Raw genomic sequence first — 26,003 nt, 5'->3', positions numbered from 1 at the left:
AGAGGCGGGAGTTTTTTTATTTTTATTAAGATTAAAACAATTTGAGGAGGAACTGAATATGTCTATTCAAATCCCACGCGGAACGCAAGATATTCTTCCAGGTACTGTTGAGTTATGGCAGTATATCGAAGGGCAAGCACGCGAAATTTGCCGTCGTTACAATTACAAAGAAATTCGTACACCAATTTTTGAACACACTGAGCTATTTTTACGTGGTGTTGGAGATACGACAGATATCGTACAAAAAGAAATGTACTCATTCCAAGATCGTGGAGAGCGTAGTTTAACATTACGTCCAGAAGGTACTGCACCTGTTGTACGTTCTTACGTTGAAAATAAAATGTTCGGTGACGCAACACAACCGACGAAATTATATTATATCGGTCAAATGTTCCGTTACGAAAGACCACAAGCAGGTCGCTATCGTCAATTCGTACAATTTGGTATTGAAGCAATCGGCAGTAACGATCCTGCAATTGATGCAGAAGTAATTGCACTTGCTGTAGAGTTTTACCGCGGCATGGGCTTAAAAAATATTAAAGTTGTATTAAACAGCTTAGGTGATGCAGCAAGCCGTCAAGCACACCGTGATGCATTAATCGCACACTTCGAGCCACGTATCGGCGAATTCTGTTCTGACTGTCAATCTCGTTTAGAAAAGAACCCTCTTCGTATTTTAGATTGTAAGAAGGACCGTAACCATGAATTAATGGGAACAGCACCATCTATTACAGAATACTTAAACGAAGATTCAGCAGTATACTACGAAAAAGTTCAAGAACTATTAACGATGATGGATGTTCCATTTGAAAAAGATCCGAACTTAGTACGTGGTTTAGACTACTACCAACACACTGTATTTGAAATTATGAGTGAGGCAGAAGGTTTCGGTGCTATTACTACATTAAGCGGTGGTGGACGTTACAACGGACTTGTACAAGAAATCGGTGGACCAGAAATGCCAGGTATCGGTTTTGCGATGAGTATTGAACGTTTAATTATGGCACTAAAAGCTGAAAACATTGAATTGCCAATCGAACATAGCATTGATTGTTACGTTGTAGCGCTTGGTGAAAAAGCGAAAGACCATGCTGCAAAAGTTGCATTTGATCTTCGTAAAGCTGGATTATCAGTTGAAAAAGATTATTTAGATCGCAAAATGAAGGCACAATTTAAATCAGCAGATCGTCTAAAAGCGAAATTTGTAGCTGTATTAGGGGAAGATGAGCTAGATAAAGGCATCATTAACTTAAAAGATATGGCAACAGGCGAACAAGAAGAAGTAGCATTAGATGTATTTGCTTCATACGTAGCAGAGAAATTAATATAGGGGGAACTTACAGTGGCTGAAAGAACGCATGCATGTGGAAAAGTAACAGTAGAAGCAGTTGGACAAACAGTTCAATTAAAAGGTTGGGTACAAAAACGCCGTGATTTAGGTGGATTAATCTTTATCGACTTACGTGACCGTACAGGTATCGTACAAGTTGTATTTAACCCAGAAACATCAAAAGAAGCGCTAGAAGTAGCAGAAACAATTCGTAGCGAATACGTACTACACGTAGAAGGTACAGTTGTTGAGCGTGGTGAAGGCGCAATTAATGACAATATGGCAACTGGTCGTATTGAAGTACAAGCAACGAAAGTAAATGTATTAAATGCAGCGAAAACAACGCCAATCATTATTGCTGATGATACAGATGCATCAGAAGATGTGCGTTTAAAATATCGTTATTTAGACTTACGTCGTCCTGTAATGTTCAACACATTCAAAATGCGTCATGACGTAACAAAAACAATTCGTAACTTCTTAGACACAGAAGAGTTCTTAGAAGTGGAAACACCAATTTTAACGAAGAGCACGCCAGAAGGAGCTCGTGATTATTTAGTACCAAGTCGTGTACATGATGGTGAATTCTATGCATTACCACAATCTCCACAGCTATTTAAACAGCTTCTTATGGTCGGCGGATTTGAGCGTTACTATCAAGTAGCACGCTGTTTCCGTGATGAAGATTTACGTGCAGACCGTCAACCAGAATTTACGCAAATCGATATTGAAGCTTCATTCTTAACACAAGAAGAAATTTTAGATATGATGGAGCGCATGATGACGAAAGTTATGAAGGATGCGAAAGGTGTAGAGATTAGTGCACCATTCCCTCGTATGACTTACGCTGATGCAATGGCTCGTTACGGTTCTGATAAGCCAGATACACGCTTTGAAATGGAACTAACAGACTTATCTGAGTTTGCAGCAGGTTGTGGATTTAAAGTATTTACAAGTGCTGTAGAAAGCGGCGGACAAGTAAAAGCAATTAATGCAAAAGGTGCTGCGAGCAAATACTCTCGTAAAGACATCGATGCATTAACTGAATTCGTAAAAGTATACGGTGCAAAAGGTTTAGCTTGGCTTAAAGTGGAAGAAGACGGCTTAAAAGGACCGATTGCGAAATTCTTCGGTGAAGAAGATGCAAATGTGTTAATGAGCACATTAGAAGCTACTGCTGGTGACTTATTACTATTCGTAGCAGATAAGAAGAGCGTTGTTGCAGATAGCTTAGGTGCACTTCGTTTACGTCTAGGTAAAGAGCTTGAGTTAATTGACGAAAGTAAATTTAACTTCCTATGGGTAACGGATTGGCCGCTTCTTGAGTACGATGAAGATGCAGATCGTTACTTCGCAGCTCACCACCCATTCACAATGCCATTCCGTGAAGATGTTGAGCTATTAGAAACAGCACCAGAAAAAGCACGTGCGCAAGCATATGACCTTGTATTAAACGGTTATGAGCTTGGTGGTGGATCACTTCGTATTTACGAGCGTGACGTACAAGAAAAAATGTTCAAAGCACTTGGATTCTCACAAGAAGAAGCGCAAGAGCAATTCGGATTCTTATTAGAAGCATTCGAATACGGTACTCCACCACACGGTGGTATTGCATTAGGTTTAGACCGTCTTGTTATGTTACTTGCAGGTCGTACGAACCTTCGTGATACAATTGCATTCCCGAAAACAGCAAGCGCAAGCTGCTTATTAACAGAAGCTCCAAGCCCAGTTGCAGAAGCACAGCTTGAAGAGTTAAACTTAAAATTAAGCTTAAAAGAAGAGAAGTAAGAATAGGGTCTAGATGGTTATACTAATACCATCTAGGCTTTTTTTGAGAGGTTGTTTAAAAAGTCCGGTTCAGATAACTGTCGCATCTCGTCGTTACGTATGCTAGTCTGGTGCTCGAGTAGTAAAGCTACACTGCGCTCCTCCTAGCATACGTGCCTCGATCTGCTCGGTTATCTGAATCCTCCTTTTTAAACGTGTATTTAGGAAGAAACAAAATCCCGGTTTCCACTATGTTTTTATTTTCGAAATATGTATTTTTAGGAATTCTATAACTTTTTCTATACAAATAGTCGGAAAAACGCTAGAATACATGGTAGACCATTTTTGTAATAGGAGTGTAGAGCTGAATGTTACATCAATTTTCACGTAATGAATTAGCCTTCGGTAAAGAAGGACTTGAAATATTAAAAAATAGTACAGTCGGTATTTTAGGAATTGGCGGCGTAGGTTCTTTTGCAGCTGAAGCGTTAGCACGTTCTGGAGTTGGGCGTCTCGTATTAGTAGATAAAGATGTTGTAGATATTACAAACGTAAACCGTCAAATTCACGCTTTAGTATCTACTGTAGGACGTTCAAAAGTAGAATTAATGAAAGAGCGTATTGCAGACATTAACCCAGAGTGTGAAGTAATTGGACTAGAAATGTTTTACACAGATGAAACATATGAAGAGTTCTTTAAGTACGGTTTAGACTTTGTAGTGGATGCATCTGATACGATTACGTTCAAAATTCATTTAATTAAACAATGTTTACGTCGTAAAATTAAAATTATCTCAAGTATGGGTGCAGCAAATAAAATGGACCCAACTCGTTTCCGTATTGCGGACATCTCTAAAACACATACAGATCCAATTGCGAAAGTCATTCGTACGAAGCTTCGTAAAGAGGGCATTAAAAAAGGTGTAAAAGTTGTCTTCTCTGACGAAAATCCAATCGTAATTCGTGAAGAAGTACGTAAAGAAATTGTACCAGACGAAAATGCAAAAATTCGTAAAGCGAAATTACCACCTTCATCAAATGCATTCGTACCATCTGTGGCAGGCTTAATTATGGCAAGTCACGTTGTACGTGAACGCATTAAAAACGTAGAAGTGAAGCGTGTAGGGCAAGAATAAAGTGAAAGCATATATCCATTTCGGATATATGCTTTTCTATTATATTTTAAAGAACTGCTGATATTTGCAATACTAATACTTCAAGTGTAAGTAATCCTAATAAAAAATAATCATATTTGTTCGATTTATAAGCTGACGTCTTTTTTAAACTATGAATGGTAAAAAGACCTAATATTAGGACGAGAATGCCAAGCGTTATTTTGAAGACTATTAATGAAATAGCAATCATCTCCCTTCGATCGTATATATTCATATTAACATTTAAGTAAAATATATCCAATTAATCTTAGGTATTTATTTTTATAACTAATCGACTTATTTTGTCAACATTTGTCGGTAAATCGATATTCCTTGTCGAATAGTCGATATAATTAAAAAATCGTTGATATATTGTAAGTTACGATAGATATATTCGAAAAATCGTCGATATAATTTCATTTACCAATATGCTATCCACCGAAGAGACAAAAAAAGGATGTCACTTAGCCGGAAAATTGGGCTAGGTGACATCCTTTTTTAATTCTCTGCAGAATAAATAATATCTAAATTTCCATTTTGATCTGTCTTGAAAATGGGAGCGATCTGCTCTTCTTGTTCTTCAACTGAAACGAGTTTTCGAGCACGATCCATAATTCTAACGAGCATTGCATAATCTTCTTCGATTGCTTGTTGTTTTTTTGTGAGTGCGGCTAATTTAGTTTCGAGCTCATCATTCGTTTTTTGCAAGGAAGTGAGCTGAGTTTGTAATACTTCATTTTCAGTTTGTAACTTTGCGAGTGAAGGATTATTGTGCTCCAAGTTTTGCAAAAACGAGATGACATTTTGCATTGTAAGTTCTTGTTTACTTGGTACAATATCTTCTGAAAACTCAGCGTCGATTACGAGTTGTTTCGTTTTTGTGAACTGATTTTTTTCTATTTTAGCTTCAGAACGCTTTAATTCTTTACGTTGTTTTTTCGCAAGCTGCACCGCATCTTCATAATTCGGTCTTACTTCAGCATTCCATCTAAAACCGCAAGCTGCGGAAGTGCGGTTTAAAGCATCGCCGACTTCATCGAATGCTTTTATTTGTGTACTGCCGCTGCGAATATGTCGTAAAACAGTTTCTGCTAAAAGGAGATCGTCTTCTTTTGTCCATGCATCTTGACGTGTTTTCATAAGCGAAGCCTCCATAATGGTGACGTTTTCGCTTATGTTACCCTTTATTTTTCGTTTTATTCGAACTTTGTAATCTTTCATATACAGTAGAAAGTGCTTGTTCAAATTTCCCTGTCGTTTTCGGTTTATAATATTGTTTGTTTTTTATTTTATCAGGTAAGTATTGTTGCGGTACCCAACCATTTGGATGGTCGTGTGGATATAAGTATCCAATGCCTCTTCCAAGTGCCTCTGCGCCTTTGTAATGACTATCTTTTAAATGACTTGGAATATCGCCTGTTTGACCGTTACGTAAATCGTGTAAGGCGGCATCAAGTGCTTTATAAGCTGAGTTTGATTTTGGTGATAGGCAAAGCTCAATAACGGCATTTGCAAGTGGTATGCGCGCCTCTGGGAATCCAACGCGTTCAGCTGATTCTATTGCGGCTAGCGTACGCGGTCCAGCTTGCGGGCTAGCAAGTCCAATATCTTCATATGCCATAATAAGAAGACGTCTACCGATGCTTTGCAAGTCGCCAGCTTCAATAAGACGTGCTAAATAATGAAGTGCTGCATTTACATCGCTTCCGCGCACCGATTTTTGAAATGCCGATAATACGTCATAATGAGCATCTCCACCCTTGTCATGAACGAAGCTCTTTTTTTGTAAACATTCTTCTGCGATTTCTAGCGTAATTTCCGCAGCTTTATCATCAGTTGTAAAGCTAGATAAAACAGCTAGTTCCAGTGCATTATAGGCGGAACGCATATCTCCGCCTGATGCATTTGCGAAGTGATGTAATGCCTCAGGTGTAACAGTTACATCATATTCTCCAAGACCTTTTTCTTTATCTTCAAGTGCTCGTTTTAATCCAATTAAAAGATCATCTTCTGTTAATGCATGTAATTCAAAGATTTGACAACGACTTCGAATAGCAGAATTAATAGCATGGAACGGATTACTCGTCGTCGCACCAATTAAAGTAAGGAGTCCACTTTCTAAATGAGGTAATAGAAAATCCTGTTTTGCTTTATCTAGACGGTGTACTTTTGTATAACTTATTTTATGTGGATGAAATTATTAAATATTGTTTTAAAAAGGTTGTATGATTTTTATCCAAATTTCGACGGATAAAATTATGGCCCGATAAAATTAGACTGTATTTTTTGTACTATAGTACATTTATTTTTAGTTAACAATATAGGACGTTAATGTGCTACGCTAATGAAGAAGTCAATCAAAAGACAAATTTATGCCATGGAACAAGCATTTAGCGACTCTAAGGCTTTCCTAGAGGGATTTAAAGAGAAAGGAAGAGGCACAAGAGAAGGGCCGAAGGTTCTTCGCCTTGATAAGAAGCCAAAGTCTGCGTTTGCAAGTAAGTTTCGTAAATGAGAATTCAATGAGAAAGTATACCTATTCAAGTAACGAGTGGGTATACTTTTTTATTTTAGGTGAAATATCGTTGTGAAAATTCGGTTTTTAAAAAGGAAATCCAGTTTTTATTTTAATAAAAACTTATATTGTTACAAAAATATCCAAATATAGATTGACTGAAACGAACGTATGTACTAATATATGTATTATATTGGAAAAAAGGAGGGGTAATATGTATCATCCACGTTTGCGAGGTAATTATTATGATGCAGGAAAACATTATGGAAGTATTTTGTATAAGAATGGATTTCGTTTTCCTGAAGTATCACCAGAAAAGATAGCATTTGGATTGAAAAGCATTCCGTTTCTACAAGACTTTTATCCTGATATTATCGAAGAAATAAAAGGTTTTGCAGAAGCTTGTCATGTGCCATATGAACACGTTTGTTCTTTTTTACTCAGTATAGGTATTTTTGATGTAACCGCTCAATGTAGTATTTTCGCTTCTTATCAAAACGGTGAAATGATCGTTGGTCGAAATTATGATATGTTAACGAGTGTAAAACAATTTACGGAAAGTTCATTAATTTGCATGGAAAATAAATTTCGTTTTGTCGGTCAATCCGATGTATTTATTGGAAAGGTAGATGGATTGAACGAAAAAGGTTTGTTTATTGGTATGACGCTTGTACCAGAAGAGACAACAAGACCTGGTATTAATTTTTATTTTGCAATACGTTACATATTAGAGCATTGTGAAAATGTAACGGAAGCAATTGAAGTATTACAGCATTTCCATACTTCTCTTAGCAATAATTATTTAATTGCTGATAAAAGTGGAGAAATGGCAGTTGTCGAAGTAGGTCCTAATCATTTTCATGTTCGTAAACCAAATGAAAACGAATCTTTTATTGCTTGTACCAATCATTTCGCACATCAATCGCATCAACCAAATGCATTTTGGAGTAAAACGAATGAAAGAAATGAAACAATGATACATCGATTGAAACACAACGATCATATAAATGAAGAACAGGCTAAAACGATTATGTCCGATACAAAAGGTTATGTTTGTTTGAACTTAAAACAACACAATTTTGGAACGTTGTATTCACTTGTGTTGAACTTAAATCAATTAGATATATTACGAGCAGAAGGACAACCGAATCGCACAAAATATAAACAAGATAATAGATTAAAAGATGAGATTAAAAAAGATAATAAAAAGAAAAAATGAATTGAAACTATTGATTTGTAGATTTATAAGGATACGTTAATTTCCCTTCGAATATTATTATTCGAAGGTTTTTTGATATTAATCTTTGTATCCTAATTCTCTTTTTAATCTAGATATTTTTTCTTTCAGGACCTTTAGTTTTTCTTCAAAGTCTTGTTTTCGTTGTTTACTTTGTTCTCGTTTCATTTGTACGGATTCTTTAATGGTAACGGTTTTTAATTCTTCTATTTCGTATTGTTCTTCATCCTCTTCTTCAAATAAATACATAAAAGTCCCTCCCAATAATGAAGGTAGCACCGACCATAGTGTAAGTGCTACCAGTAAAAAAATGTCCCAGTGTGTTTGCAGGACCTCCACCCAGTAACAGTATATGTGTTACCAGTAAAGAGTTTCCTAACAAAATACAGGATGCACCCATAACAGTATATTCGGGGCATCCCAACGAAATGCAGGACGCCGAGCCCGATAATAGTATATGTGTATTTGTACTTAAAAGTGAGTTGAAAATAGAGATTTTAGAAGGAGTTAATAAATCATTTCGACCAATAGGTGTTGGGCGAAATGCAAATAATCTGCGGGGCACAAGGGGAAATTAAAAGTGACCAATGAATAGTGTATCTGTAATTTCTAATATACTTCAATAAGAGTTATAAAGCGATTAGAAAAAAACTGTTTTGCTGCCATATATTCATTCCAAAAAGCAGAAATAGAATAGTGTTTATTTGTAAATTCCCCTTCAATACTTTCGATTATTTTGCTTAATCCAGTATCAGTAAGCATTAAATTATGACGTTGTATTGCTCCCCCTACAATCTGAAAATGTGGTAATAATATTTATGCTAGCATATTTACTGATTTTAAGAGCATATAATTCTGAAGATAGTAAAAATTTTTGGGGTGTTAAATGTTTTTTCATAGAAACAAATAAATATTACGTTTAAATACATATAATTAAGAACAAGATGTTAATATAAAAGTATTAAAAGTATATTTTTATCAAAATTTATGATGATAAAATATGACATTTCGTGACAGGATGTAAAATTTTAGTTAAAATATAAATGAGAGCTGTTTGTGGAAGGGGGATGATGAGAATGAAAACTTTCGTTTTATATATGTATCGCTTAATTGATAAGAATAAAGTGATAGAAGATGAGAATATATTTCGTTTATCGCATTCTCCGCTAGTAGCTATCATCGAGAGCGACGATCCATATGCGCTTACAAAAAAACAAAAAGTTGAAAAATATAAATTGAGACCGTTTGAAATTCAACAAAACTTGTATGATTACACAATTCGTTCTTCTGATAAGTTTAACATTCGAATTATTTCTATTGAATTTGATGCATATATAGACGATGAATTAAATGCAGAGTTAAAAGAAGCAATAAAGCAAAGAGATTATAAAGAGGTTTCTAATATTATTGCTGATATACGAGAAGAAGGATCAGATATCAAAGCTTTAATATTTGTATATCAAGGTAGAGAATTTAGGGTGACAAAGTTTGGAGTTGCAGAAATTGATGCTAATTTGAACGAATTGCAGGACCTATTGATAAATTCTCCAATTGCTTTAATTACAGGGCTTAAAAAGACATTGCTGTAAGAGGAGAGCATAAAATACATGAAGAAATTTTTTATCACACAGGTCGTTCAAGCAATTGTGTTAGTCTTTTTTTATTACTTTTTAGGATTCGACCAATGGTTAGGGAATAAATTTCGCGATTTAGTTATTACGGTATCGGTGTATTTATTGGTTGGGCTTATTGGCGGAATTTCTTTTTTCTTCCGTCCTCTTTTTATGAAAATTGCTCTTAGTAATAAGAGAACAGAAGATAAAAGTACCGTAATAGACATTGAGGATGAAGAACTCAAGACGCCACAACATCGCAGAACCATTTCGATTTCTGTAAGCATAGAAAGAAGAGGAAGTATTTGGTGGAGATTGATGAAGTGGGTATTAAAACATAATGATGTGTATGTATGTGTACAAGCAGCTCCTTCTGATATATATGTGCAAGCTAATGATGATGTGTTAATAAACGAAATTGAAATGAATGAAGACAAAGGATTTGATTTATTTATAAGAGATATTTTTGTCCAACTTTCAAGAAGAAAAAAAGATTTTTCTATTATGAAAAAATACGAGTTTTTTGTTTTAAATCATTCAGAAATTACACTTCCACCTGCTTCTACTTACACGATAGAACCTATTATTCAGATCAAAAAGAATAGTGGAAGATCTCCACAGTGGTTATACCATTTTGTATGTAATAGGTTATTAAAATATGAAACTGAAACTCACGAGGTAAAAGTGTTTAGGGGGTAACAGAGTATATGTCGGATAAATTTACACGCATCTCCGTTTGGAAAATGGATAATTTATTAACAAACTTAGAAGCTATTATTCCATTATTGAAGAAAAACTATTCGCAGGAGATTGATTTTTTACAAAAATACAAACATCTTTCAAGAGAAGAGAAAACGTATACACATAAATGGATTCCGAGTAGCGGAACGGATATACAAATAAAGTCTAAAAATGTTTTTGGACAGGCTTTTCGCTATATAGAAGTTACCGCAATCTTTGAAACTGGTTACGGTGAAAAACGTTCTATTGTAAATGGTGAAGTATTACCGCGAAACCATCGTATATTCAATCATATAGCAAAAGTAGTATTCTTTGAGATGTTTGGTAGTATATATTGTACACTTGAAGTCGCTGCTTCAAATGAGAGTCGTATTAGATCGGTACTAATGGGGCAAAAGCGAGGTAATAAAATAGAGGCGTGGGGGAAAATAACTTATAAGAAGGTTCTTCCATTTTCTTTTGGTAGTCAATTTTTTTATTGGCTTTTAGGTAAAAAAGAATCTGTTCTTGCTAAATTTACCGACACAAACTCACAAAATGATGTAAACATGCAACTTGTGGATGTTTCTGCACTTTCTTTATTGGGAGATCGAAGTTCTTATGACAGCAGTAACGAGGGGTCAGATTTATTAACGGAGTCTTTGACCGCCTTGTCGGGTTTAGGCTGTAATAATGACGTTTATTTAATGGGTGTAAAATTTAAAATAGGTTCTTTAACATTGATTTTCCGTTTTAATTCAGAAGGTCAGTGTATATTAGATGTTGATCGGTCATTATATACGAATGAAAAGGAAGAAATGATTGGTATAGATGATGATAGACCATTTTTTATAGGAGCTATTTATGGTATAACTTTTCCGAAGTTAATTGATCTTTATGTAGCAGAAAAAGGATTAGCCAAGTGGGCTGAAAGCCAAGAAGAACAAAGGAAAAAATGGGCATTAAAAGTAATTAAAGATTTATGCGTACACAATAAGATAACAAAAGAAGAAGTGGACAAGTTATTAGCATAAAAAATAACTAAAAAGGTCCTCTTCATATGTTTTGAACAAAAGCATATGAAGAGGTCTTTTTCGTTTTTTAACTTTGATTAGCCTTAAATAAGGATTTAATAAATTTTTCACGCATTCTACTTTATGATAAATTTATTAAAGACATAATTTATTTAATAGTGTTCTTTAAACTAAAGGGGAGATATATATAATGTTTTACAATGAACCTTTATCACATAGAATGAGACCACGAACAATCGATGAAGTAGTTGGACAAGACGATGTAATAGGTACCAAAACAGCCTTATACCGTATGCTTCAAAATGGACATATTCCATCCCTTCTTTTCTATGGGCCACCAGGTACAGGGAAAACGTCTCTTGCTTTTGCAATTGCAAATACAGCAAAGAAAGAATTTTATGCACTAAATGCCATTAGTGCTGGAAAAAAAGAAATAGAAGCCGTTATCGAAGAAGCAAGATTAACTCGTAATGCGATTTGTTTTATAGATGAGATTCATTTGTTAAATCGTACACAGCAAGACTCATTACTCAAGGCATTAGAGGAGGGAGTATTTACTCTAATTGGGGCAACAACAGAAAATCCTTACCATAGTGTGAGAGGTGCGATTTTATCAAGAATTGGACAAGTAAAGCAATTAAAAACTTTGTCTCCGTCTTCTATTCTAAAACTATTAAGAAGGGCGTTAGAAGATCAAGGAAACGGTTTAGGGAAAATGAATATTACTATATCCGATGAGCTACTAACGTTAATTGCTCAAACAACAGGAGATGCGCGTTCTGCACTTAATTTGTTAGAAGATATTGTATTCGGTTCTGAAAAAGATGAAAATAACAAAATTATTGTGACAGAAGATACCGTGAAACAATGTATTCAAAATAAAGGATTCTCTCATGATAAAAAAGGGGATATTTTTTATAATCTACTATCCAGCTTTCAAAAAAGCGTCAGAGGTAGTGATGTAAATGCAGCCCTTCACTATTTGGCAAGATTGTTAGAAGGGGGAGATTTGGTTTCTATTTGTAGGAGATTACTTGTTATGGCGTATGAAGATATTGGGTTAGCCAATCCTGAACTTTGTGCAAGGGTTTTACCTGCAATAGAATCAGTAGAGCGAATAGGGTTGCCTGAGGGAAGAATACCTTTATCCGTTGTAACAATTGAATTGTGTTTATCTCCTAAATCAAATTCAGCATATAAAGCTTTGGACAAAGCAATAGACGATGTGAAAAAAGGACGTACAGGTGACATACCTGCACATCTAAAAGATTCCCATTATCAAGGTGCAGAAAAACTAGGGCATGGTCAAGGGTACTTATATCCTCACAATTATCCAAATGGATGGGTGAAACAAGAGTATTTGCCGAATGAATTGAAAAATACGATATATTATGAGCCAAAAGTTGCTGGAGAAGAGAAGAAATTCGGTCATATTTACCAGAGACTGGCTGATTTAAAAAAACAAAATTAATAATAAAAATAGTTCTTCCCACCAATTTATGAATAGGTGGGGAGAACTATTTAGAAATCAAAATCATCCAAAATGCTTTCTTCTTTTTGTTTTGGAGGATTTAAAGGTACTACTTCACTTTGTTTTACTTCTCGTAATGAAGTATTTTTCTTGAGTTCGTTCATTTTACTAAAAATCTCAACAGGGTTATCTGATAGCATACTTTTTAACAATTCTTCAGCGATTGGTGTTCGTGTTTTACCTACCGTTAATAAATTTGTTAGTGGAATATCTTTGTTCATGCTTAATTCCATCCATTGGAATAAGGTGTCTTGGTAGGATTCTATATTATCTTTAAGGTCTTTATTTTGTTCTTTTGCTTGTATCAAAGCTAATTTTGTTTCAAGTAATTCTTTCTCTAACTTCTTGCACTTTTTAATATATTGTTGGAGCTTTAATTCATTCATTTTTAAAGCTCCAATTATTTTATTTTTATCGGAAGTTTTTCCTGTGAAAAACTTATTTACGATATCGTTTGTGTTAATAATTGACTCATCTTCTTGAACTTCATTAGGAATGTGGTGTTGCATGACTTGATTTGTTTTGTCAATTGTGTCGCGTCCTTCACCTTTGCGCCAAAAAAACTCTCCAATGTTGTATTCAATCTCACCATTTTCAAACAACTCTTTGGAATAGCGATATACATCCATATACGCTATTTTTCCAGTAACCTTTCGTTCTTTAGTGTAACGATAGATAATATCTTGTATGAGTTCTGTAGGAAATGTTTTTTTAGGTCTGCCTCGTCTTTGTTCCATATTTTTACTTCGTCCCTTTCACTGTATTTGCTAACTTTGAAGAAAAGTTCAACATTTTGTGCACACTTGTATCCAACTGATTTTTAGTCATGAGTAAATCTCTATTGAATTCCTGGTTGAATTCTGAAAAATCCTCTTCAAACGACCCACTTATAGCCATTCCATAAAGATTGTTTAATGTTTTTATGAGTGAACTGACTTCATTTTTACAATTGCTTAACTCAAGTTCTATTTCTTGTTTTTTTAATAAAAACTCTTCCTGACTAATTTTCCAGTACTCACAGAAATAGCATTTATCTACTTGGCAAAATACATTAGGGTCTGTACAATACCCTGTGTCAAGTTCCATTTCGAAACCTGTATCGTTACTTTTTAGTACTTTTTCTCTTACAAAATCATCATCTAAATAGTTATGATGTGAACTGGAGGTAGAAGAATCGTCTTTATTTATTTCTTGCTGGAATTTGAATTTTTGCATCAATTGCAGAATTTCAACGTCTACCCAGTATTCCATATGCTGTTGGTAGTGGTATTGTGATTGCACAGAGGTATGCCCACCCAAGCGAGCGATTTCGATGGGGTGGTAGCCCTGTCGCATTAAATTTAAAAAAGCAAAATGACGTGTATCCCCAGGACGAATTCTATGTGTATATGCTACTTCATATATATTTTCTACAATTTCCTCATAGAATTCATTTAAAAGAAGTTGGAGATGGTTATATCTAAATCTTTGTTTAAAGTATTCAGGTCGATCATATTGTCTTTTTAATTCAATTGATGCATCAGAAATTAACGTTATTGATGGACCAAATTTATTTGTCATTGTAATGTAATCTTCTATTTCTCGATACAATTTTTGAGGAATAGATATTTTATCAATGATTTGAATTTTATGATGGTTTTTTTTCTGTTTTAAGCGAGGTAAACGTATATAAAACCGTCCATTTTCTTCGCTAAGTGCATGTCTATCAATATCACAAAATTCTGCAGGACGCATTGGAATCAAATTGCTTAATGTCCACCACAAGTAAATTGGATAGTACTTGAAAAAATGTTTATTGCCTTTCGGAAGTTCTTTAAAAAAGCTTTCAACTACCCATGAAAATGTTAATACATCGTTTGAAGGAGGAAGCTTTCGAACCATTCCACCAACCTTTTGAACATTAATGTCTTTTTTTATGTCTACAAGCATTTTTTTATAAGTTTGTTTAACATCAATTTCTTCATAAAAATCAATGAAATTGAGTGTAGGAATACATAGATTCCACCTTGTTCTATCGTCACACTCATATAGAAGATGTTCATTAGTTCGTTCTAATAAATCTTCCTCACACGCATGAGAGAATGTAAGGAAATTCTCTACATATTTATAGTATTTGCTAAGTGATTCTAAGGAACGATAAGGAATTAAAGTGGCGATCCAGCATTTTAAAGCTTGAATGATAAGAGTAGAATCTACATTCCAGAATGTCATTCTTTCTCTCATAGTTGCGAAATTAAAGTAAACTTTCGAATGACTAGTGTCACATATAAAACGCCACTCATCATCTTCGAAAGTACCTTCGAGCAGTAATCCTTTCGACTTTTGTTCACCTAAAATTTCAATTGCTTGTTGAATCATATTATCTACATCGAAATGAAAATCATTGAATTCTTCAAGTGATTCTTCAATTGCTTTGCTTTCTATAACAGACATGCTTATACACCTACCTCAACGTTGAATAGTTACATACTCTTTAAGATTAGGAATTGAAAGTAACTCTTTTTTAAACCCTTCTAACCCATTTTTAAAGAAAGAAGATACTTCGTCTTTGCCGAATTTTTTCACAGCACTTTCTATTAAATACAGGTAATTATATAAAAGATTAGAAAGACGAATTTTTTCACCTTGTTTAGTTGTTGAATCAAACTTTTCTTTGAATTCATTGAAATTCATTTGAAACTCTTCTTCTAATTGTGATAATGCATAAAAATTTGGAACCGCAAATTGGCATTTTTCACAATCTCGATTCGGAAATTTACAGGTTTGATAAATGCACTGAAAATATTCCTTTTTTGCAGGCTGTTGCCCTAATTTTATAGAATTATAGATTTCTTTTCTTTCTTCAAGTGAAAGTCCTCGAATGACTTTATAAACAATTTGTTGTTCCTCGCTTAATCTATTTAAATAGCGAGCCACTTGTTCAATGTGATATACATTACCAAAAACCTCTTTTAATGCTAGAGAAGTTTGGGTTCGTTCTTCTCTATTATCAATTGGTTCTTGCAGTATCAATTCACTTAACGCATCATATGCATAGCCAAAGTGACCCAAGTCAAAGATTTGGTTTGTTATAAAATCCAGTTGCTCTTGGGGAATATCGATATAAATATTCGTTGTTTCTTCGTTGCTATGGCTTCGTATAAATTTGGTGATTTCCAAAGGATTACGATTGGTTGTCTTTTTGATCACACTATAAACGTAACTAATTAATGTGCGATTCATTTGTTTAGATTTGAAAATAAAATTATTATCATATCCTTCAAAAAAAGCTTTTTTTAGTACTTCTTTAAACGTTTTTGTGCGGTTATTAAAATCTATTAATGCATGTGATAATGGCTGGCTAATTTGGCAGCGAAGTTCACATAATACGGCAGCATGTGCGAAGGCCGCCATAAGTTCTTGTGAACAAAAGAAATGACGTTTTTTCTTTGTTTTCGAATGTACAAATGACATTGCTCTTACTTGATTAATGATCGTTATAATATCTTGTTCACTTAAACTATTCTTTTCTATCCATTCCAATGCATCTAATGTCTCCATTTTTCCAATTTGTGTTTGTTGCAAATTAATTCTTGGAAAAGATGCTACATCATAATGTCTCCATGCATTATTTAAATGTAATAGTACATATAGCCAAGAAGAGTCTCGGTGTGAATGCTTCTCCTTCTTTATTTGTAATTGAATATCCTCAATTGCTCGTTTTTTATGTTGGACAATATCTTTTGTATAATCTATTAAACTAATATATTCTTCAATGGAATAAATAGTTTTTTCATTTTGAACACGATTTGGTTTCTTATAAACATTGTTAAGTTTTTTGAAATTATAACTAGTAGATACACCCGCAATTTCCCTTGTTTCAGAAACTTGTCTTAAAAACTTATACATTTCTGTTTGTACAGTTTTGTTTACGTTGGAATTAAATATTGCCAAATTTAATTCTCTTTCTGTATAAGTGAAAAGCTCTTTTAAGTTGGTCATTTCAGTTAGTAATATGGTTGTATTAAAAAGCATGCGTATTTCTTTTTTTGTTGTTGCACGAGAAGCTTTACTTTTGGAACTCTTTCTTTTTACATAGGTAAACCAATATTGTGCAGTTTCTTTTCCGTTATCATTGAAATCAATATCAGCTTCTTGTAATGCAGTTAGTAATACATCATAAATGGGTGCTTCTGATTGATGTATGATATTTTCTATATTTTTTTCTCTTTTTCTTTTTTCATTAAAAGATAATACATCTTTTTTAAAATATATTAACGTTCGACCCTGACGAAAATTGATTCCATCACGAATTGTACATAAAAGTGGGGGGACGAATATTGAACGAAGGTTTTCTTTAAAACCTCGCTGACCTAATGTTTTATGAGCGATATTGAGTATTTGCAGTGTTTCTTCTGTGGTAAGGTAATCATTGCGTACTTGTTCCCATAATTCATTTTGTTTATCAATAAGAAATAATACATCTTCTTTTTTTAAATAGGTGTATACAGAACCTTTTTCTTTTCTTTTCTCAATGTTGTATTCTTTTGCTACTTTTTCAACATTGTCTGCAGTAATACCTAGTTTTTTTGCAACTTGTTCTTTAACTACATAAGAAATAGCCTCTAGTTTCATTTTTTCACTTCCCTAAATTAAAAGTATCTATATTTTTTTTATTAATATCTGCATTCTGTGATTCGGCCGCTAGTCGTATATTATCGATAGCTTCTTTTGTTAGTTGTAGAGCGTTTTTTTCTTCTACATAACTCATTACCGAGCTTAGGTTTTTATCTCCTCTAGCAATTGCAATTTCAGGAATAGTAGCATTGATTTGAAGAAGAAAGTTGGTAAAAATACCTCTTCCTATATGGGTAGACCATTTTTTATCGGTGAGAAATAAATAATCATCCATGCGACCTTCGTCACTTAGGCTCTGTAAAAATTCCTTTTTCACTTTAGTGAACAACTCTGTATAAGTTTTCCCCGACATGGCTTTTCCTGTTCTTTTGGCAATGAACAATGCATTTTGATTTTTTATGTTTTCTCGATTGTTCAATCTTTGTAAATGTTGTTTGTGTTCTTTGTATACTTGAGAAAGTAATGGGTTTGTTAATAAAGCTTGATTGCGAGGGCGTTTTACTCCTTCATGCTGTAGGTTTGTTTTGTCTTTGAATAATTCTAGGTGTCTTTCTCTTATTTTTAAAATGAATTTACTTTCTCCTAAGTTTGTATCGTCCCAAAAATAAGGTGATTCGATTGCCTCTTTAGTTAAATTAACAACTTCTCCTACTCGTAAGCCTCCAAAGAATTGAAAACAAATCCCCAAAGCTATATCGGGCGCAACGTCTTGAGCAATCTTGATAAATCTTTGAACTAGTTCATATCTGTTTTCACCAAAATCCACTAGCTTTTCTGATACTCTTTCGTCTCGGCCAGGATAAATTGTCCCTAACTCTAGATTGTTGAAAGGGGAATCTTTTTCTGCATTAATCTTTTCGTGAATAATTTGGTTAGTGGATAACCATTGATAGAATTTAATTAAGTAGCTTTCTATCCTATATATATAATCAGAAGATAATTCTTCATTTCTGGCTTTTAGTGATAAATAGGATATATATTGTGATCCATGCGTTAGATTTAATCCAAATAAGCCTTCATGTTTTAAATTCATGAATTCTGTTGCTTCATTTTCTATTTGCTTGTTTATATAATTTAAAAACTTTATCGTTTCATATGCTGCATTTCTTTGCGAACTTAAAGACTTAGATGCTCCCCTATAATATGTTCTTATATAGTGAGTTAAAGGAGAAGGGTATACTCTATTTGTTTTTTTGTCCTTTATTCCTATACCAACAACTCTCTCTTTTATTACTCTTCCATTAATATAATGAACATTGTCATATTCTTTTACTATAAATGTATATCCATGCTCAAACCTCATTTCACTCTTCCCCCCATATAAACAAAAGAAAATATCAATAATCTATATTCTGTGTAAAATATTTACTATTTATTTTTATCCATTCTATATATTCGTGGATAAAAAAACAAATCCTTCTTTTGTAAGGATTTGTTTGGTTTTTTTATAAAGTTTTTATTTAAGACCAGATAACGTTATACAAGTACTTCATCTAAAATTAAAACGAGGTGTCGATGCATCTTTGCCTCTTGTACGACAACTTCCATATCTTTTTTATTATGAGTAACAGCGTTTAATAGGCGAAAAGGGGTTCCGGTACTTCCTGCAATTGCGCTCGCGATGGATGTTTTTCCAGTACCTGGAGGGCCATATAAAATCATAGATTGAAAATGATTTGCTTGGACCATTCGCCATAAAATTTTTCCTTCACCAACTAAATGTTGTTGTCCGATAATTTCTTGAATATTTGTAGGGCGCATTCGATGTGCGAGTGGTTGTTTCATTTTTACCGTCTCCCTTAATGTATAATCTCTTTCTATCGTATCATTTTTTTTAGTGGAATTTGAAATAGGATGCTGTTTTGTGGGAAAAATGAATATGAATATTTTCATTTTTCTTTCAATTGTAATAATTTCCGAGTTTTTCAATGTGATTTTATGTTATCATTTTGATACACAAGTTGAAATTTCTTATAATACTATATTATGCTATAATTTCATAGGATTTTAAATTGTGTTCTTTTACAAATAAGATATAACCAATAGAAGTGAAAATTTGAAAAGAGGTGCAAAATAGATGAAGATTTCAACGAAAGGCCGCTACGGCTTAACAATTATGATCGATCTTGCAAAAAAGTTTGGTGAAGGTCCGATTTCATTAAAATCAATTGCGCAGGCACATGACTTATCTGAGCATTACTTAGAGCAATTAATTTCACCACTTCGTAACGCGCGTCTAGTAAAGAGTACACGCGGGGCATATGGCGGATATGTATTATCAGATCAGCCGGCTAATATTACAGCTGGGGATGTAATCCGTGTATTAGAGGGTCCGATTAGTGTTGTAGAAATGATAGAAGAAGAAGAACCAGCACAACGCCAATTATGGATGCGTGTTCGTGATGCGGTGCAAGAAGTGTTAGATAGTACAACGTTAGAAGATTTAGTACGTTATGAGGAAGAAAATCACGGGGGCTATATGTTTTACATTTAATTCCTTGTGAAACGATTTGGAAAGAAGGAGATTTAATGGAACGCATTTACTTAGATCATGCTGCGACATCTCCGACTCACCCAGAAGTGGTCGAAAAGATGATTCCATATATGACAGAAACATTCGGAAACCCGTCTAGTATTCACTTTTATGGACGTCAAACGCGCCATGCAGTAGATGAGGCGAGACGCGCATGTGCACGTAGCATTCATGCGAATCCGAATGAAATTATATTTACGAGCGGTGGTACGGAAGCTGATAATTTAGCGCTTATCGGTGTAGCGCGTGCGAACCGTCATAAAGGTAACCATATTATAACGACACAAATTGAACATCATGCAATTTTGCATACGTGTGAATTGTTAGAGCGTGAAGGATTTGAAGTGACATATTTACCTGTTGATGAAACAGGACGCGTTCAAGTTTCTGACATACAAAAGGCATTAACAGAAGAGACAATTCTTGTATCTATTATGTTTGGGAATAATGAAGTTGGGACGATGCAACCAATTGCGGAAATAGGTAAGCTGCTAAAAGAGCATCAAGCTTATTTCCATACAGATGCGGTACAAGCTTACGGTTTAGTAGAAATTGATGTGAAAGAGTTTTGTATTGATTTATTATCAATTTCGGCTCATAAAATTAACGGGCCAAAAGGTGTCGGGTTCTTATACGCTGGTGCAAATGTGAAATTTGAACCGTTATTAATAGGTGGGGAGCAAGAAAGAAAACGCCGTGCTGGTACGGAAAATGTGCCGAGCATCGTTGGGTTGCAACATGCAATTTTGCTAGCTGAAAAAACTCGTGAGCAAAAAAATGCCCAATATGAAGAGTTTAAAGATATAATGGTATCTGTCTTCAAAAATGAAGACATTACTTTCGAGGTAAACGGAAACTTAGAATATCGCTTACCACATGTGCTTAATATTAGTTTTACAGGAATGAACATTGAACCGTTTCTTGTGAACTTAGACTTAGCTGGCATTGCAGTATCAAGTGGTTCGGCTTGTACAGCTGGTTCAATTGATCCATCACATGTATTAGTGGCGATGTTCGGAAAAGACTCCGATCAAATACGTTCATCCGTACGTTTTAGTTTCGGACTTGGAAATACGAAAGAGCAAGTTGAGAAAGCGGCGTACGAAACAGTGAAAATCGTGAAGCGATTAACACAAAATTAGCATGGGAGGTGACATGATGAACAAACTACCTCACGAAACACGCGTTGTCATCGGGATGTCCGGTGGCGTCGATTCATCTGTAGCGGCTCTTTTATTAAAAGAGCAAGGTTATGATGTAATCGGAATTTTTATGAAAAACTGGGATGATACAGATGAGAATGGTGTCTGCACAGCAACAGAAGATTACAATGATGTAATCGAAGTGTGTAACCAAATTGGTATTCCGTATTATGCAGTAAACTTTGAAAAACAATACTGGGATAAAGTATTTACGTACTTCTTAGATGAATACCGAGCTGGTCGTACACCAAACCCAGATGTAATGTGTAATAAAGAAATTAAATTTAAAGCATTTTTAGAGCATGCCATTGCGCTCGGTGCTGATTATGTAGCGACAGGTCATTATGCACGCGTTGCTTATATGGACGGCGAATATAAAATGCTTCGCGGCGTTGATGACAATAAAGACCAAACGTATTTCTTAAATCAATTAAGCCAAGAGCAATTATCAAAAACAATGTTCCCGCTTGGTGAACTGAAGAAACCACAAATTCGTGAAATGGCGAAAGAAGCTGGTTTAGCGACAGCGGCGAAGAAAGATAGTACTGGTATTTGCTTCATTGGTGAGCGTAACTTTAAAGATTTCTTAAGTAACTATTTACCAGCACAACCAGGTGTGATGCAAACGTTATCTGGCGAAGTGAAAGGAAAGCATGACGGTTTAATGTACTACACAATTGGACAACGTCATGGCCTTGGTATTGGTGGTAACGGTGATCCGTGGTTTGCTGTTGGGAAAAACTTGAAAGAAAACATTTTATATGTTGATCAAGGATTCCATAACGAACTTCTATATGGCGACGAAGTTATTGCTACAAATGTTGGCTGGGTAAGTAATAAAGCGAAAGAGAAAGAATTTAAGTGCACAGCGAAATTCCGTTATCGTCAAGAAGACAATAAAGTAACGGTTCAAATCGTTGATGAAAATACAGTTCGTATTCTTTGTGACGAGCCAATTCGTGCAATTACACCAGGACAAGCAGTTGTTTTCTATGATGGAGATGAGTGTTTAGGCGGTGCTACAATTGATGAAGTGTACCGTAGCGGTAAGAAATTGGATTATTTAGGATAAAAGAGAAGCCTCTACCGATTCGCGGTTAGAGGTTTCTTTTACATAAGGCGAATTTTCGTTCGCTTGGAAAATACATTCTTTGTTATAATTTGTTGTAGAGGTGAAGGACATGTCAAACAAACTTGAAACAGGTATTCAATATATGCAAGAAGGAAACTGGGAAGAAGCTGCTAAAAATTTCACAGAAGCAATCGAAGAAAATCCGAAAGATGCGCTTGGATATATTAATTTTGCAAACTTATTAGATGTACTAGGTGACAGTGAGAGAGCAATTTTATTTTATAAACGTGCATTGGAGTTAGATGATAAATCTGCGGCTGCTTATTATGGATTAGGAAACGTATATTACGGTCAAGAGCAATTTGCAGAGGCGAAAGCTGTATTTGAACAAGCGATGCAAGCTGGATTACAATCAGCTGATGTAACGTTTATGTTAGGTATTACACATGTGCAACTTGGAAATGATCGTCTTGCACTGCCGTTTTTACAAAGAGCAACAGAATTAGATGAAAACGATGTAGAAGCTTTGTTCCAGTGCGGACTTTGCTTTGCACGACTAGAACATATTCAAGAGGCGAAACCTTATTTTGAAAAGGTATTAGAAATGGATGAAGAGCATGCAGATGCGTATTATAATTTAGGTGTTGCCTACGTATTTGAGGAAAAAAATGAGAAGGCTCTCGCTTTATTTAAGAAAGCAACTGAAATTCAGCCAGATCACTTTTTAGCGGGTAATGGTGTTCGTTTATTAGAGCAAGAAGCTGAATAAGATGAAAATATAGTTAATGAGTAGTTATCCCTCATCTAAATAGGTGGGGGATGTACTGCTCATTAAAGTGAAACGAAACCGGAAAGGAGAGGAAAGATGGGAAATCAACATGCAATGGATTTGTTTGAGGAAGAGAAAAAGTTTATAAAAGCGCAAGTTCTTCATACCATTTTCCACAACGAAGAAAACCTCTATTCCGTTGTCAGTATGAAAGTCATTGAAACGAATGAAACGTACGACGAAAAAAAAGTGATGATAAACGGTCATTTTCCCCGCATGCATGAAGATGAAGTGTTTACGTTGACAGGTCATTTTAAAGACCATCCGAAGTATGGGAAACAATATTTAGTTGAAACGTTTAAGAAAGAATTGCCGCAAACGAAAGCCGGTATGGTGCAATATTTAGCGAGTGATTTATTTAAAGGGATAGGAAAGCGTACAGCTGAAAAAATTGTGGACCATTTGGGGGAACATGCTATTTCTAAAATTATGGATGATCCTGAGGCTTTAAATGGTGTTGTTAATAAACAAAAGGCTCAGGAGATATATGAGACAATTGTTGAACATCAAGGATTAGAGAAAGTAATGAGCTTTTTAAATGGCTACGGTTTTGGAACGAAGCTTTCTATTAAGATTTATCAGCAATATAAAGAGATGACATTAGAAGTAATTCGTAATAACCCGTACCAACTTATTGAAGAAGTGGACGGAATTGGTTTTGGAAGAGCGGATGATATAGGGCGTGCGTTAGGGATATCGGGTAATCACGACGACCGTGTACGCGCAGGATGTTTTTACACGTTAGAGAATGTCTCATTACAACTTGGTCACGTTTATATGAGGAAAGACCAACTTGTAAGAGAAACGATGTCGCTTTTAAACAATCAAGAAGGAAGAGTGACTGAGGAAGATATTGTAGGCTGTATTGAAACGATGCAAAGTGAAGGGAAAGTCATCATAGAAGAAGAGCGAGTGTATTTAGCAACGTTATTCTACTCTGAAAAAGGTGTTGTAAAGTCCATTCGCAGGCTTATGAATCAAGAAGAAACACCTTCATTTCCAGAGGCAGAAGTGTTAAAAACATTAGGTGAAATTGAAGAACAACTGAACGTACAATATGCACCGTTTCAGCAAGAAGCAATTCAAACGGCACTTCATAAACCGATGATGTTATTGACAGGTGGACCAGGAACAGGGAAAACAACAGTTATTAAAGGAATTGTTGAAATGTATGCGTCACTTCACGGGCTATCGTTAAATCCGAATGAATATAGTGATGATAATCCATTTCCGATATTATTAACGGCTCCAACAGGAAGGGCAGCGAAGCGAATGAGTGAATCAACAGGGCTTCCAGCTTGTACAATTCACCGTTTACTTGGCTGGACGCCCGAAGGGTCTTTCCAACGGAATGAAACAGATCCGGTACAAGGGAAATTACTCATTATTGATGAATTTTCAATGGTTGATATTTGGCTTGCAAATCAGCTGTTTAAGTCATTGCCGACTAACATTCAAGTTATCGTTGTAGGCGATGAAGATCAATTACCATCTGTAGGACCTGGACAAGTATTAAAAGATTTATTGAATGCAGGTGCAGTTCCAACAGTAAAGCTTACTGAGATTTATCGTCAAGCGGAAGGTTCATCAGTAATTCAACTTGCCCATGCGATAAAAAATGGAACGCTCCCACCAGATTTAGCGCAAAACCAAAAAGATCGTTCATTTATCGGTTGTACAGGAGCTCAAATTGTTGAGGTTGTTAAGAAGGTTTGTGAGAATGCGAAGACAAAAGGGTTTAGCGCAAGAGATGTACAAGTATTGGCCCCGATGTATCGTGGACCGGCGGGGATTAATGTACTAAACGAAGCGTTGCAAGAAGTGTTTAATCCGAAAAGGGAAAAGAGTAAAGAAATTGCTTACGGTGATGTTGTATACCGAAGAGGCGATAAAGTCTTGCAACTCGTTAATCAGCCGGAGAGTCAAGTTTTTAATGGTGATATCGGAGAAATTGTTTCGGTGTTTTATGCGAAAGAAAACGTTGAGCAACAAGATATGATTATCGTTTCATTTGATGGAATTGAGGTAACATATACAAAACCAGATTTAAATCAAATTACACATGCGTATTGTTGTTCCATTCATAAATCGCAAGGTAGTGAGTTTCCGATTGTAATTATGCCGATAGTAAAAAGTTATAATCGTATGTTACGTCGTAATTTAATTTATACTGGTATTACAAGAAGTAAGAAGTTCCTTATTATTTGCGGGGAGGAAGCTGCTTTTCAGTCTGGTGTAAATCGCCTTGATGATGCAATGCGTCAAACGACTTTAGCTAGCCGATTGCAAGAATCACAAGGAGAAGTACAGATGGTAACGGTTAATGGCGAAGAAATGGACGTGGAAAACATTTCACCGTATGATTTCATGTAAAAAGGTAAAATTATATAGTGAAACTTTCAAACGTATAACGTTGAAAGGCTCCAGCAATGTATAAATGAATGCAGTTTGGAAATAATGGCGAATAGAATCCGGGAGACTGTAAGGAGATGAACGCCATATGTTTATTTGTCCAAATTGCAAAGGAAAAGACATTGGGAAAATAGGTGTCAACCAATTTTATTGCTGGAATTGTTATATCGAATTATCGGTTTCAAAGGGGAAAATCCATACGCATCAAGTAGAAGAAGATGGTTCGTTAAGTTCTCTTGATGATTTATTTGATGAGAATGAAAGAACGATCGGATAACGAAAAGGGGGATTTACTTTGAATCTACGCAATTCATTAATCGCATTAGGTGTTGGAGCGGCAGCATATCAATATGCTCGCAAACAAGATGTCTTTTCAAAACGCAATATGAAAAAAGCACGTAAGATGATTAAATCTTATTTATAAGCGTAAAAAACTC

22 protein-coding genes and 2 pseudogenes are annotated in these 26,003 nt (G+C 34.9%); 16 read left to right on the top strand and 8 right to left on the bottom strand.

The annotated features are described in order from the left end of the window. Positions 1-58 precede the first annotated feature (58 nt). From hisS to NST14_RS22345, 3 genes are all read left to right on the top strand, one after another. Positions 59-1,330, top strand: coding sequence for a histidine--tRNA ligase (gene hisS, locus NST14_RS22355; protein WP_000027087.1), 1,272 nt, complete (start codon positions 59-61; stop codon positions 1,328-1,330). 12 nt (positions 1,331-1,342) lie between these two features. Next, positions 1,343-3,118, top strand: a complete 1,776-nt coding sequence (aspS, locus tag NST14_RS22350) for an aspartate--tRNA ligase (RefSeq protein WP_000840909.1) — start codon at positions 1,343-1,345, stop codon at positions 3,116-3,118. A gap of 347 nt (positions 3,119-3,465) precedes the next feature. Further along, entirely contained in the window at positions 3,466-4,233 is a 768-nt protein-coding gene (locus NST14_RS22345; RefSeq protein WP_000903179.1) for a tRNA threonylcarbamoyladenosine dehydratase, read from the top strand. Positions 4,234-4,749: 516 nt separating this feature from the next. Here the strand turns inward: NST14_RS22345 and NST14_RS22340 are convergent. Together NST14_RS22340 and NST14_RS22335 are read right to left on the bottom strand one after the other, a co-directional pair. Next, positions 4,750-5,391, bottom strand: coding sequence for an RsfA family transcriptional regulator (locus NST14_RS22340; RefSeq protein WP_046197790.1), 642 nt, complete (start codon positions 5,389-5,391; stop codon positions 4,750-4,752). Positions 5,392-5,428: 37 nt separating this feature from the next. Continuing rightward, positions 5,429-6,421, bottom strand: a pseudogene (locus tag NST14_RS22335) (replication-associated recombination protein A); the annotation flags it as partial. 174 nt (positions 6,422-6,595) lie between these two features. On the opposite strand from NST14_RS22335, the gene NST14_RS22330 reads away from it, so the two are divergent. After that, the gene (locus tag NST14_RS22330; RefSeq protein WP_198285331.1) at positions 6,596-6,766 is read left to right on the top strand and encodes a hypothetical protein; all 171 of its coding nucleotides are present in this window, start codon (positions 6,596-6,598) and stop codon (positions 6,764-6,766) included. 214 nt (positions 6,767-6,980) lie between these two features. Then, positions 6,981-7,985 (top strand): C45 family autoproteolytic acyltransferase/hydolase, encoded by a 1,005-nt coding sequence (locus tag NST14_RS22325; protein ID WP_000274864.1) that lies wholly within the window; start codon positions 6,981-6,983, stop codon positions 7,983-7,985. Between the two features lie 78 nt (positions 7,986-8,063). Here NST14_RS22325 and NST14_RS22320 read toward each other — a convergent pair whose 3' ends face one another. Further along, positions 8,064-8,252 (bottom strand): hypothetical protein, encoded by a 189-nt coding sequence (locus NST14_RS22320; protein ID WP_000280458.1) that lies wholly within the window; start codon positions 8,250-8,252, stop codon positions 8,064-8,066. An 827-nt stretch (positions 8,253-9,079) separates the two neighbouring features. Between NST14_RS22320 and NST14_RS22315 the strand changes: the two genes are divergently transcribed. From NST14_RS22315 to NST14_RS22300, 4 genes are all read left to right on the top strand, one after another. Beyond that, positions 9,080-9,592 (top strand): hypothetical protein, encoded by a 513-nt coding sequence (locus tag NST14_RS22315; RefSeq protein WP_000847608.1) that lies wholly within the window; start codon positions 9,080-9,082, stop codon positions 9,590-9,592. 18 nt (positions 9,593-9,610) lie between these two features. Continuing rightward, entirely contained in the window at positions 9,611-10,315 is a 705-nt protein-coding gene (locus NST14_RS22310; protein WP_000713086.1) for a hypothetical protein, read from the top strand. Between the two features lie 8 nt (positions 10,316-10,323). Next, positions 10,324-11,370, top strand: coding sequence for a hypothetical protein (locus NST14_RS22305; RefSeq protein ID WP_001280701.1), 1,047 nt, complete (start codon positions 10,324-10,326; stop codon positions 11,368-11,370). Positions 11,371-11,560: 190 nt separating this feature from the next. Further along, positions 11,561-12,841 carry a replication-associated recombination protein A gene (locus NST14_RS22300; RefSeq protein WP_000499619.1) on the top strand — a complete coding sequence of 427 codons (1,281 nt, stop codon included), beginning with the start codon at positions 11,561-11,563 and terminating at the stop codon, positions 12,839-12,841. 50 nt (positions 12,842-12,891) lie between these two features. On the opposite strand, the gene NST14_RS22295 is transcribed toward NST14_RS22300, so the two are convergent. The 5 genes and pseudogenes from NST14_RS22295 to NST14_RS22275 form a co-directional block, all read right to left on the bottom strand. Continuing rightward, on the bottom strand, positions 12,892-13,638 hold the full coding sequence (locus tag NST14_RS22295) for a hypothetical protein (protein ID WP_000437921.1): 747 nt from the start codon (positions 13,636-13,638) through the stop codon (positions 12,892-12,894). Positions 13,639-13,642: 4 nt separating this feature from the next. Next, the gene (locus tag NST14_RS22290; RefSeq protein ID WP_229143029.1) at positions 13,643-15,334 is read right to left on the bottom strand and encodes a site-specific integrase; all 1,692 of its coding nucleotides are present in this window, start codon (positions 15,332-15,334) and stop codon (positions 13,643-13,645) included. Between the two features lie 15 nt (positions 15,335-15,349). After that, positions 15,350-17,515 carry a hypothetical protein gene (locus tag NST14_RS22285; protein WP_002170164.1) on the bottom strand — a complete coding sequence of 722 codons (2,166 nt, stop codon included), beginning with the start codon at positions 17,513-17,515 and terminating at the stop codon, positions 15,350-15,352. Positions 17,516-17,519: 4 nt separating this feature from the next. Further along, positions 17,520-18,821, bottom strand: coding sequence for a hypothetical protein (locus NST14_RS22280; RefSeq protein WP_001210038.1), 1,302 nt, complete (start codon positions 18,819-18,821; stop codon positions 17,520-17,522). 182 nt (positions 18,822-19,003) lie between these two features. After that, a pseudogene (locus NST14_RS22275) lies at positions 19,004-19,303 on the bottom strand (AAA family ATPase); the annotation flags it as partial. A gap of 292 nt (positions 19,304-19,595) precedes the next feature. On the opposite strand from NST14_RS22275, the gene cymR reads away from it, so the two are divergent. The 7 genes from cymR (at position 19,596) to NST14_RS22240 (ending at position 25,990) form a co-directional block, all read left to right on the top strand. Then, positions 19,596-20,012, top strand: a complete 417-nt coding sequence (gene cymR / locus NST14_RS22270) for a cysteine metabolism transcriptional regulator CymR (protein WP_000704116.1) — start codon at positions 19,596-19,598, stop codon at positions 20,010-20,012. A gap of 35 nt (positions 20,013-20,047) precedes the next feature. Continuing rightward, the gene (locus NST14_RS22265) at positions 20,048-21,193 is read left to right on the top strand and encodes a cysteine desulfurase family protein (protein WP_000439903.1); all 1,146 of its coding nucleotides are present in this window, start codon (positions 20,048-20,050) and stop codon (positions 21,191-21,193) included. A gap of 16 nt (positions 21,194-21,209) precedes the next feature. After that, positions 21,210-22,325: a tRNA 2-thiouridine(34) synthase MnmA gene (mnmA, locus tag NST14_RS22260; protein ID WP_001038008.1), complete on the top strand. Its 1,116-nt coding sequence runs from the start codon at positions 21,210-21,212 to the stop codon at positions 22,323-22,325. A gap of 109 nt (positions 22,326-22,434) precedes the next feature. Next, positions 22,435-23,094 carry a tetratricopeptide repeat protein gene (locus NST14_RS22255; protein ID WP_000066391.1) on the top strand — a complete coding sequence of 220 codons (660 nt, stop codon included), beginning with the start codon at positions 22,435-22,437 and terminating at the stop codon, positions 23,092-23,094. A 96-nt stretch (positions 23,095-23,190) separates the two neighbouring features. Further along, positions 23,191-25,527: an SF1B family DNA helicase RecD2 gene (recD2, locus tag NST14_RS22250; RefSeq protein WP_000528072.1), complete on the top strand. Its 2,337-nt coding sequence runs from the start codon at positions 23,191-23,193 to the stop codon at positions 25,525-25,527. A gap of 127 nt (positions 25,528-25,654) precedes the next feature. Further along, positions 25,655-25,843: a hypothetical protein gene (locus tag NST14_RS22245; RefSeq protein WP_000469281.1), complete on the top strand. Its 189-nt coding sequence runs from the start codon at positions 25,655-25,657 to the stop codon at positions 25,841-25,843. An 18-nt stretch (positions 25,844-25,861) separates the two neighbouring features. Beyond that, positions 25,862-25,990 carry a YrzQ family protein gene (locus NST14_RS22240; RefSeq protein WP_001053553.1) on the top strand — a complete coding sequence of 43 codons (129 nt, stop codon included), beginning with the start codon at positions 25,862-25,864 and terminating at the stop codon, positions 25,988-25,990. Positions 25,991-26,003 lie beyond the last annotated feature (13 nt).

Source organism: Bacillus sp. FSL W8-0519, from assembly GCF_038005585.1.
Classification (GTDB): Bacteria; Bacillota; Bacilli; order Bacillales; family Bacillaceae_G; genus Bacillus_A; species Bacillus_A paranthracis.
The sequence above is the reverse complement of the archived record's forward strand: the minus strand, read 5'-3'. Positions and strand labels throughout refer to the sequence as shown.

Coding starts and splice junctions, on each gene's coding strand:
- NST14_RS22310 (WP_000713086.1), top strand. CDS start 9,611: ATGAAGAAATTTTTTATCACACAGGTCGTTCAAGCAATTGTGTTAGTC.
- NST14_RS22340 (WP_046197790.1), bottom strand. CDS start 5,391: ATGAAAACACGTCAAGATGCATGGACAAAAGAAGACGATCTCCTTTTA.
- NST14_RS22300 (WP_000499619.1), top strand. CDS start 11,561: ATGTTTTACAATGAACCTTTATCACATAGAATGAGACCACGAACAATC.
- NST14_RS22245 (WP_000469281.1), top strand. CDS start 25,655: ATGTTTATTTGTCCAAATTGCAAAGGAAAAGACATTGGGAAAATAGGT.
- NST14_RS22280 (WP_001210038.1), bottom strand. CDS start 18,821: ATGAGGTTTGAGCATGGATATACATTTATAGTAAAAGAATATGACAAT.
- NST14_RS22330 (WP_198285331.1), top strand. CDS start 6,596: ATGAAGAAGTCAATCAAAAGACAAATTTATGCCATGGAACAAGCATTT.
- NST14_RS22320 (WP_000280458.1), bottom strand. CDS start 8,252: ATGTATTTATTTGAAGAAGAGGATGAAGAACAATACGAAATAGAAGAA.
- recD2 (WP_000528072.1), top strand. CDS start 23,191: ATGGGAAATCAACATGCAATGGATTTGTTTGAGGAAGAGAAAAAGTTT.
- mnmA (WP_001038008.1), top strand. CDS start 21,210: ATGAACAAACTACCTCACGAAACACGCGTTGTCATCGGGATGTCCGGT.
- NST14_RS22315 (WP_000847608.1), top strand. CDS start 9,080: ATGAAAACTTTCGTTTTATATATGTATCGCTTAATTGATAAGAATAAA.
- NST14_RS22325 (WP_000274864.1), top strand. CDS start 6,981: ATGTATCATCCACGTTTGCGAGGTAATTATTATGATGCAGGAAAACAT.
- cymR (WP_000704116.1), top strand. CDS start 19,596: ATGAAGATTTCAACGAAAGGCCGCTACGGCTTAACAATTATGATCGAT.
- hisS (WP_000027087.1), top strand. CDS start 59: ATGTCTATTCAAATCCCACGCGGAACGCAAGATATTCTTCCAGGTACT.
- NST14_RS22290 (WP_229143029.1), bottom strand. CDS start 15,334: ATGTCTGTTATAGAAAGCAAAGCAATTGAAGAATCACTTGAAGAATTC.
- NST14_RS22305 (WP_001280701.1), top strand. CDS start 10,324: ATGTCGGATAAATTTACACGCATCTCCGTTTGGAAAATGGATAATTTA.
- NST14_RS22265 (WP_000439903.1), top strand. CDS start 20,048: ATGGAACGCATTTACTTAGATCATGCTGCGACATCTCCGACTCACCCA.
- NST14_RS22285 (WP_002170164.1), bottom strand. CDS start 17,515: ATGAAACTAGAGGCTATTTCTTATGTAGTTAAAGAACAAGTTGCAAAA.
- NST14_RS22255 (WP_000066391.1), top strand. CDS start 22,435: ATGTCAAACAAACTTGAAACAGGTATTCAATATATGCAAGAAGGAAAC.
- NST14_RS22295 (WP_000437921.1), bottom strand. CDS start 13,638: ATGGAACAAAGACGAGGCAGACCTAAAAAAACATTTCCTACAGAACTC.
- NST14_RS22345 (WP_000903179.1), top strand. CDS start 3,466: ATGTTACATCAATTTTCACGTAATGAATTAGCCTTCGGTAAAGAAGGA.